A 966-nucleotide genomic window follows, 5' to 3' on the forward strand; every position below is an offset into this window, starting at 1 on the left:
CACCCCGGCTGCCGGCACCCCCGCCCCCCTCGCGGAGGAGGTCGTGCACACCGCGATCGCCGCCGTCGCCCGCGCCAACCCCGAGGACACCGCCGTCGTCTGCGGCGGCGACAGCTGGACCTACGCCCGCCTGGAGCGCCGGGCCGAGGCCGTCGCCCTGCGGCTGCGCGAGCTCGGCGCCGGCCCCGAGACCGCCGTCGCCGTCATGCTCGGCCGCACGCCCGACCTGATCGCCGCGTGCCTCGGCACCTGGAAGGCCGGTGCCGCCTACGTGCCGCTCGACCCGGCCGCCCCCGACGAGCGCCTCGCCCACATCCTGGAGGACTCCGGCGCCGTCGTGCTGGTCTCCGACCTGGCCGGCGCGACCCGGCTGCGCGGCCGCCACCACGGCCCCTGGCTGGCCCTCGACACCGACGAGCGGCTCGCCGCCACCGACCGCGCACCGGAAGCCGCCGCGCCGGCGGACGGACTCGACGGGCGCACCCCGACGGGCCCCGGCACCGGCCCCCGACGGGCCACCGGCGCCGCCGCCGGGACCGGCACCCGGGCCACGGCTCCGCCGGAGGCACCGGCCGACCCGGCCCGACTCGCCTATCTCATGTACACCTCCGGCTCCACCGGGCGGCCCAAGGGCGTCGCCGTCGAGCACCGCAGCCTGCTGGCCATGCTCCGCGCCTCGCAGGCCCACCTGGACTTCGGGCAGGGCCCCGACGACGCCTGGCTGGCCCTGGCCCAGCCCACCTTCGACATCTCCTGGACCGAGCTGCTGATGCCGCTGACCGCCGGCGGCCGCGTGGTCCTGGCCCGCGAACGCGACCTCACCGACCACGCCGCCCAGCTGCGGCTGATCGAGGAGCACGGCGTCAGCCACCTCCAGGCCGCCCCGCCGCACTGGCAGATGCTCATCGACGCCGGGCTCGGCCGGCGCCCGCTCGTCGGCCAGACCGGGGGCGAGCCCTGCCCGCC

The 966-nt window shown here is 78.9% G+C and carries 1 protein-coding gene; it reads left to right on the plus strand.

Going from position 1 to position 966, the window contains the following annotated elements; all coding sequences use genetic code 11:
• Nucleotides 1–966: AMP-binding protein (locus tag HYE82_RS36790; RefSeq protein WP_179178565.1), on the plus strand; the 966-nt coding region annotated here is incomplete at both ends.

The sequence above is a fragment of the Streptomyces sp. BR123 genome (assembly GCF_013401435.1).
GTDB lineage: Bacteria > Actinomycetota > Actinomycetes > Streptomycetales > Streptomycetaceae > Streptomyces.